The organism is Streptomyces sp. CB01635, assembly GCF_002803065.1.
Classification (GTDB): domain Bacteria; phylum Actinomycetota; class Actinomycetes; order Streptomycetales; family Streptomycetaceae; genus Streptomyces.
In genome coordinates this window covers 959,757-967,266 of sequence record NZ_NNBL01000001.1, presented here as the reverse complement: position 1 = coordinate 967,266, position 7,510 = coordinate 959,757, and the positions used below count along the sequence as shown (strand labels likewise).

At 65.9% G+C, this 7,510-nt stretch carries 4 protein-coding genes and 2 pseudogenes; 3 read left to right on the top strand and 3 right to left on the bottom strand.

Going from position 1 to position 7,510, the window contains the following annotated elements:
- Positions 1–194: 194 nt before the first annotated feature.
- Positions 195–1,003, top strand: a protein-coding gene (locus tag CG723_RS04040) for an IS5 family transposase (RefSeq protein ID WP_199841644.1) whose coding sequence is annotated in 2 segments (ribosomal slippage) — positions 195–534 and positions 534–1,003 — 810 coding nt in all. Because the reading frame shifts where the segments join, the coding sequence is not laid out codon by codon here.
- A gap of 9 nt (positions 1,004–1,012) precedes the next feature.
- On the opposite strand, the gene CG723_RS46040 is transcribed toward CG723_RS04040, so the two are convergent.
- Positions 1,013–1,267 (bottom strand): hypothetical protein, encoded by a 255-nt coding sequence (locus CG723_RS46040; RefSeq protein ID WP_159032382.1) that lies wholly within the window; start codon positions 1,265–1,267, stop codon positions 1,013–1,015.
- Between the two features lie 723 nt (positions 1,268–1,990).
- Between CG723_RS46040 and CG723_RS04030 the strand changes: the two genes are divergently transcribed.
- Positions 1,991–4,720: an eCIS core domain-containing protein gene (locus CG723_RS04030; RefSeq protein ID WP_100591737.1), complete on the top strand. Its 2,730-nt coding sequence runs from the start codon at positions 1,991–1,993 to the stop codon at positions 4,718–4,720.
- A 39-nt stretch (positions 4,721–4,759) separates the two neighbouring features.
- On the opposite strand, the gene CG723_RS04025 is transcribed toward CG723_RS04030, so the two are convergent.
- Together CG723_RS04025 and CG723_RS47305 are read right to left on the bottom strand one after the other, a co-directional pair.
- Positions 4,760–5,845: an integrase core domain-containing protein gene (locus CG723_RS04025; protein ID WP_100591736.1), complete on the bottom strand. Its 1,086-nt coding sequence runs from the start codon at positions 5,843–5,845 to the stop codon at positions 4,760–4,762.
- Between the two features lie 157 nt (positions 5,846–6,002).
- Positions 6,003–6,353, bottom strand: a pseudogene (locus CG723_RS47305) (class I SAM-dependent methyltransferase); the annotation flags it as partial.
- 225 nt (positions 6,354–6,578) lie between these two features.
- Here CG723_RS47305 and CG723_RS49110 point away from each other — a divergent pair.
- Positions 6,579–7,339: pseudogene (locus CG723_RS49110) on the top strand (TIGR02679 domain-containing protein).
- Positions 7,340–7,510: the final 171 nt, after the last annotated feature.

Genomic DNA, 7,510 nt, shown 5'->3' with positions numbered 1-7,510 from the left:
CTACCCCACCCAACTCGCCGCCGCAGCTTGACGAGTTAAGGACCTGAGGTGTCTTTCTCGGACTCGCCGCCGCCCTCTGCAGCTACAAACGACTCCTCACGCTCACCATGTAGGACACGGTCTTACTGATGGTTTCAGAATGAAGTTCGTTGTGGGGCTTGGCGGTTGGGTGGTGTGTCGGCAGGATTTGGTAGGTGTCTGCTGACCTTGTGCCTGATGATCTGTGGGATCGCGTCGTGCCGCTGTTGCCGGCTCGTCCGGCTCGGCGGCACCGGTATCCCGGGCGGTTGCCGGTGGATGACCGGTCTGCGTTGCGGGGCATCGTTTACGTGCTGTGCAAGGGCGTGAGCTGGCGGGACGTTCCCGCGGAGCAGGTCGGCTGCAGCGGGGTGACAGCCTGGCGGCGTCTGCGGGACTGGACCGAGGCGGGTGTCTGGCCCCGGCTGCACGAGGTGCTGCTGGCCGAGTTACGGGCTGCCGGGTTGCTCGAGATGGACGACGCGGCGATCGACGGATCGCACGTGCGTGCCCTCAAAGGGGGGCTCACACCGGACCTTCGCCGGTCGACCGGGCCCGGCCCGGAAGCAAGCACCACCTGATCGTCGACCGGCAGGGCACCCCGCTCGCCGTCTCTTTGACCAGTGGAAACCGTCACGATGTCACCCAGCTCATGCCGCTGCTGGACGCCGTACCCCGCATCCGTGGCCTACGTGGCCGACCCCGCCACCGGCCCCGGCGGCTCTTCGCCGACCGCGGCTACGACTACGACAAGTACCGGCGTCTCGTCCGAGCCCGTGGGATCACACCCAAGATCGCCCGCCGCGGAGTCCCGCACGGTTCCGGCCTGGGCAAGACCCGCTGGGTCGTCGAGCGCACCTTCGCATGGCTCCACCAGTTCAAGCGGCTTCGGATTCGCTACGAGATACGTGCCGACCTCCACCTGGGCCTGCTTCAGTTCGCCTGCAGCATTTTCTGCTTGAGACGACTCCGAACCTCATTCTGAAACCATCAGTTAGAAGTCAACGAAGCCAAACTGTCTTACCAGTACGCCATCGTCGGCGACGCCTGTTACGCGGCCCCGCAGCCGAATTCGGCGCTGCGGCTGCGGATCGACTTCGCCCCCACCATCCGACGCGGCGAATACAACGGACTTCGCCTGCGCGTCATCCACCCCGAGCAGGGCGCCCTCGACACCGCGATCCTCCGCTTCGCGGAACACGGCACGTTCGCCCGCCGCGACGCTGCTCGCGAAGTCGTGGTCAGCCAAGACCGAGAGCATCAGTCCGATGCTGTATGCCGACCAACCGTTTCCGGCAGGTTCCGCTCCGGCGTTGTCGGGCCGGACGTGGTCGCGGACCTGCTGGCGACCGGGGCGCGTTCGGCGCGGCGACGGGTTTCGTTAGGAGAGGCGGGTGGGCGCCGGGGTCTTGTCGGGGGCGAGGGTGGGGCCGGGTCTTGGGTAGGTGGCGTTCCCGTGCGGCCCGCCATGCCGGTGTCGTGGCCGCCGTGACTCTGGCACGACTTCGTAGGCTAGCCGCGGACGGGGGCGAGGGTGGCAGGCTTCACGATACTGTGGGGTTTTAGAGCGATTGATATGGGTTTGACCTGATGGCTGAGGCGCCATCATCGAGGTACTACTGCTGGAACGCCGAGGACGGCCTCGAACACTTCTCTGGGATGCACCGTGTCCAGAACCCACGCCACCGCACGGGCTCTTCCAAAGTCTGATAAGGGCGACGCCCTGCCGTCGGTGAGTCGCCCGCAGTACACGTCCTCCGCGGCAGGTGGAGCGGAGACACGACCGGCAAGGAGAGAGGCTGGGCCGCACGACGTCTCGCACTCAGCAGGCTCCTGGGACTTCAGCCGTGTGCCGGTGCGCGGGCATCCGGGTGAACGACTGCAAGCGGGGCTCGTTGCGAGCTCGCCAGGTGATGCCTTCGAGCAGGAGGCCGATCGGGTGGCAGCGCGCCTACTCGGAAGTACGTCGGCCATGTCGCTGCCGGTCCATGCTGGCGACCGCAGAGTACAGCAGACGACGGCCATCCCCGTCGAGTCGTCCGCCGTCCCGGCGGAAGTGGATGGTGTCGTGCGCTCGCCGGGGCGACCGCTGGATCAGCAAACGCGAACATTCATGGAACTGCGTTTTGGGCGTGACTTCGGAGGGGTGCGGGTGCACACCGATGCCGCGGCGGCACGGTCGGCCCGCAGTATTCACGCCCTCGCCTACACCGTCGGGCAGCACATCGCCTTCGACACGGGGAGGTTTTCGCCCGCCACGCACGAGGGACGGCTCCTGCTTGCCCATGAGCTGACCCATGTCGCTCAGCAGACGGACGCCTTCGGTGGGGCCATCAGGCCGTCGATTCAAAGGCAGAAGGCTCCGGCCCCCACGGAAGTCCGCGAGCGGCCAGGGCTCGCCATCTATCTCACCAACCCTGACGTCGACAATCTCGAGGCAGAGCTGCTGCGTCGCGGCATCCTCAAGCCTGGCCAGTACGACCTCCGGCGCTTTGCTGGGGACGGCTACTACTTCGCAAAGTCGAGCGGCTCCGGATCGACGTCCGGTCACGTTGCTGTGCTTGATGCGCCGGCTATCCGCAACAGCGCAGGGGCGATCATCGGCTTTCGGATCATCTCCCATCTGCCGGGCGCGAGCCAGGGGTCCCAGCCTGGCCCCCCGGTGCCGGCCAAGGACACGGGGTGGCTGGAGGAACAGTTTCTAGCGCTGCCCGAACCCACCAAGGCTCTACTCAAGGAGGCTGCGGAGCTCCACCCGGAGAATCTTGACCAGGTATTGCGCATCGCAGCGAAGATCGATCGGCTGGAGCCGGAGGACCGGCAAGTTTACAAGCCAATTGCAAAGCGGCTCGCAACGAACCTGGACACATTCGAGCGATCGATCGACGCCTACACCGAATTCAAGTCCAACATCAAAGCGCAGGAAAATTCCGAGAAGAAGACTGACGCATCAGGAAAGGAGGAGACGCTTCAACAGAAGCTATCCAAGACGTGGAGTAGGTTCGACGAGAGTAAAATGGCCGGAATGACCCCAGCTCAGAAAGAGGGGCTGGCCAGGGAAGTCGCTGCGGAGCAAAGTAACATCCAACTGGAACACATGGCGGCGCATCCAGGAGAAACCGCGGTCGGCATGGCCGAGGGAATGGTGCGTGTAGACAAGACGGCCAAGCAGATCGTCGAAGACGTCCAAGAGGCGGCCGACGGAAACAAGAGTGGCTACGCCAGGATCGCGGGCGCAGCTGGCGCCTATAACAAGTACGTGGCAGCGGCCGCTTCCGTAGCATTCGTCGCCCTCCTGTTCATCCCAGGTGTGAACGTCCTCGAACTGACTATGTTCGGCCTCGCGACGGCTGCGGTGACCATCGCCGGCTCGGCCGCCGAATCCGAGCTGCGCATCAAGGCCGCCGGGGAAGCGAAAACCGTCGAAGACTTCAAGTCCCATACGGCCAAGGCAGCGGAGGCCCAGACCCGGATCGTGGTTGCCGCCGCAATGCTGGCGCTCACTCTGGTCGCAAAGCTCGTCGCTCGTATCCCGCTGCCAGGCCGCTATCAGAACGTGGGGGCGGCGTTGCGGTCGGCGCAAAATTCCCTGCTGGAAAAGAGCGGCGTAGGCCCGGCATGGCAGAGCATCAAGTCGGAACTGCTCACCAAGCTCCGCGCGTCCAGGCAAGGGCTTCCCGAGGCGCTCACGGAGGAATCGAAGGTCGTGGTGGCCGCCGCGAAAGACGTGGAGGTCATGACCGGGGAAGAGTTTGTACAGCACTTGGCCGACGGTGATCCCAAACTCGCCGATCTCGATATTTCGCCCGAGCAGGCGAAGGGAATCCAACGGCTCGCGGCCGCGACGCCGGACGGGGCGAATGTCGCGGAACAACTCCGGCGCAACGCTCTCCAAGCACTTCGGGATGTCCCGCCAGAGGCGGCGAAGAGGGTCGATAATTTCATCAAGGACGTAGACGGCTCCGTCAAAAGCGTGGAATCCGCCAAGAATCCGGACCAGTTGAAATCGTCGATCGAGCTAGGGAACCAGAAATTTGGCCCCGAGAACCAGGCACGCCGGGCACTCGCCGAAGAGCAATCTTTCACGAAGAAGCGGAGGGTGGGTGCGCGGCGCCGCGCACTGGAGGCGCAGGCGCGTGTGGATTTGGACAAGCTGGCAGCGGAAATGGAGGATACCCAGGCGCGGATGGCCGAAGCGAAGGATGAGTATTTCACAGCAGTAAGGAAGGTGATCGCGCTCAACAAGAAGGTGAAGGGCACTCCCGCTGGCAGTGATGCCCACACAGTCGCACAGCGTGAATTGGATGCGGCCGAGGAAGCGCTGGCCGAAATCAAGGAAAAGGACTCACTCGCGGGGCAGTGGAAGAAAGCGGAGGATCTGAAGGATCAGGAGGCGAAGGTTTTCGCGAGCCTGAAACTCGGCCGGCCGGGCCTGTGGGTTTCGACCAGGAAGAAGATCAGGGATGCCACCAAGATGGTGAACGGGAAGTACATCGATTTCAAGGAAAGGCCGATCGAGGGAAAACCGGTATACGGCCACGTCACCGGCCGGGAGGCTCGTCGGCTCGTCCTGGAGGCTGCGGAGAAGGGCATGACCCAGGAACAGTTCAACCAATGGGTCAACGAGCATCCGGAGTGGTTCCGGCTCGAGCAGGCCGACCGGAATCTCAGCCACGCCGACGAGTTGCCGGGGAGCGACTGAGCGCCCGACGTGTGCCGTTCGGAAAGTCGTCGCCGCTGGTCAGGCCACGTGTCTGTACTCGTTGATCACGCCGCCGAGTATTCGGGTGCGTAGAAGCCCGTGAGCGGACGGGGCGATCAGGGGCGACGGATGCTCTTGGGCGAGGGGAGGTAGCTGTCCGCGAGCCTGGTGGGGGCGATGACCGTTGTAGTGCCGCGCGTAGGCATCGAGGACCTGCCTCGCGTGTGTCTCGTTCCAGATCAAGAGGTGGTCGAGGGCCTCGCGCCGCAGGGTTCCAATGATCCGTTCGCAGTGCGCGTTCATCCGAGGGGCCCGCGGCGCAGTCCTCACGACCCGGATGTCGTCGGCAGCGAAGACCGCGTCGAAGGACTCGGTGTACTTCGCGTCCCGGTCGCGGAGCAGGAAGCGCAGCGAGTCCACCCGCACACCCAACTCGACGGCGAGGTTTCTCGCCTGCTGCACCGTCCAGGACCCGGTGGGATGGGCGGTCACTCCCGCGATGTGCAGCCGGCGTGCGCCGTGCTCAAGGAACACCAGCGCGTAGACCCGGCGCAGATCGACCAGGTCGATGTGCAGGAAGTCGCAGGCGATGATGCCCTCGGTTTGCGCGGTCAGGAACTCGCGCCACGTCGGTCCGCTGCGGCGTGGGGCTGGATCGATGCCCGCTGCGGTAAGGATCTCCCAGACCGTCGTCGAGCCGACCGGGTGTCCGAGCCGGACCAGTTCCCCTTGGATCCGTCGACAGCCCCAGCGGGGATATTGCTTGGCGAACTGCAGCACCAGAGCCTTCACTGCACTCGCGGTCGCCGGTCTCCCGTGCCTGCTCCGGCGCTTGCTGTAGTCCCACTTCCGGGCGATCAGCCGGCGGTGCCACGCCAGCAGCGTCGCGGGCGTCACCGGGAACACCTGCGCCCACAGGCGCCGGGGGATCAGCGAGGACAGCGCCGCGAACCACAGCCGATCCGCCGGCTCGTACCGCACAGGACCGGTGAGCTGCCTGCGCAGCACCGCGTTCTCGTGGCGCAACACCAGCAATTCCGCGTCCTTGGCCATGTCCCGGCGCAGCAGCACCGCCGGGACCGCGAGGAGCTTGCGTACCACCCGATAAACCAGTGAGCCGATCACCCGGACAGCGTTCCTGCAGACCGTGACGCCGCGCCAGACCCCCTACGACCAGCAGCGATGAGTTTCCGAACGGCACAGGGTCCGGCTGGAGCTCCTCGAAGCGCGCGAGGGCTGCCTCGAACAGCGGGTATTGGATGGTGGCCGGCAGCATCACCACCAGCAGCCGGCCTCCGGGCGCCAGCCGGTCGGCCAGGCCGCGAAGCGTGTGCGCCGGGTCGGCGACGTGATGGACCGACTCCTTCAGCCACATCGCGTCGAGGTGCTCGTATGGCAGGTGGGTGCGTCCTTCGGCGATGTCCTCGGCGGAGGCGACAATAGGCGCCAAGTCGGCCGGAGGCGGCGTCTCTAGCTGGCTGAGCATCGCCTCGGAAGGATCGACGCACAGAATCGGACTGCGGGGCTGGAGCTGCCGGGCCACCTCCCTGGTGAAAAGGCCCGTACCGGAGCCGATGTCGGCGATCCGGTCCGCAGGGCCGAGCCGCAGCGCCTCAACGATCCGGCCTGACATCCAGGGCACGTAGTCCGGACCGTAGACCCAGTTCTCGTCGTACTCGGCTGCCAACCCCTCGTAGTGCCCGCGCACGTCGCGCCCGTCCACGATCCCCCTCGCGTTTCGCCAGTTGTGCCGTACAGGACACGGGGCAGATTATCGCGGGTACTTGTGGAGCAACAGGCTGCAACTGGACGGTGGCCAGCGGTTCTTCAATGGCTCATTCCGCGTGGCCACCGATCGATGGCTGGTAACCAAGGCGCATCGACGGCGTCGCGGGGCTTTCCGCGGGCGGCGACAGCGCATCCACGGAGCGAAGTTCGCCCTATGCTCAGCCCAGGATTCACCTGCGCAGGGGCCGGGGGGATTCTGAAGGGTCCAGCCTGGTCGGCAGTTGCCGTCGTCGCCGTACTCAGTGGCTACGCGGCCAAGAGCGAAACGTCAGTGGGGACGGACAATGGCTGCCCGCCCCTGGCGCAATCCTTGAGCACCGCACCGCCCAGGGATACCGGGCGAACTGGCCAACTGGGCCGACGGGTTGCGGGGGGCCTCGTGCACCGCCTGGCCCGCACCCCGCCCGCGGCGAAGGCCCTGCTCGCCGACACCACGACGGCCCTGCGGGCACTGCCCGCCGACCCCGCCGCGTCCCTGCCGGCCTTCGCCGCCGGCACGCTTTCAGACGCCCACGCCCTCGACGACGACACCCGCTCGCCGCCCTCGTCCTTTCCGGCGTCCGCGCCCTGACCGGCTTCCCGGACGGCAGCGGAGCCGAATGGCGCCGCGAGACCTGGGCCTCGGCTGGCCTCCTCAGGGATGCCCTCTCCTCCACCGTCTTCACCGTGAGCCTGCGCGGCACTCCCGCTCTCGACTGGATGACCGACATGGGCGAACCGGCCGTTGGGACTCCCTTCGTCTCGCCCTGGTTGGGCTGTGGACGGCCGAGCGAGATGGCGTGGCGGTTGGTGTCAGGAGGCAGCCCACTATCCCCTCAGCTGCATGGTTGACCCGCCCGGGCCGTCAGGGGGCAGTTCCACCGGCTCCAGCGCGTATGGCGAGGCCTCTCTGGTCCCACCCGCGGATGTGGGTTCATACTCGCCAATCGGTATTGGGTGGCGGGAGCGATCTCACCTGAGACCAAGATCCGGACCTTGTACGGGCCAGAGCGACTCTGCCCG

Coding starts and splice junctions, on each gene's coding strand:
- CG723_RS04030 (WP_100591737.1), top strand. CDS start 1,991: ATGTCGCTGCCGGTCCATGCTGGCGACCGCAGAGTACAGCAGACGACG.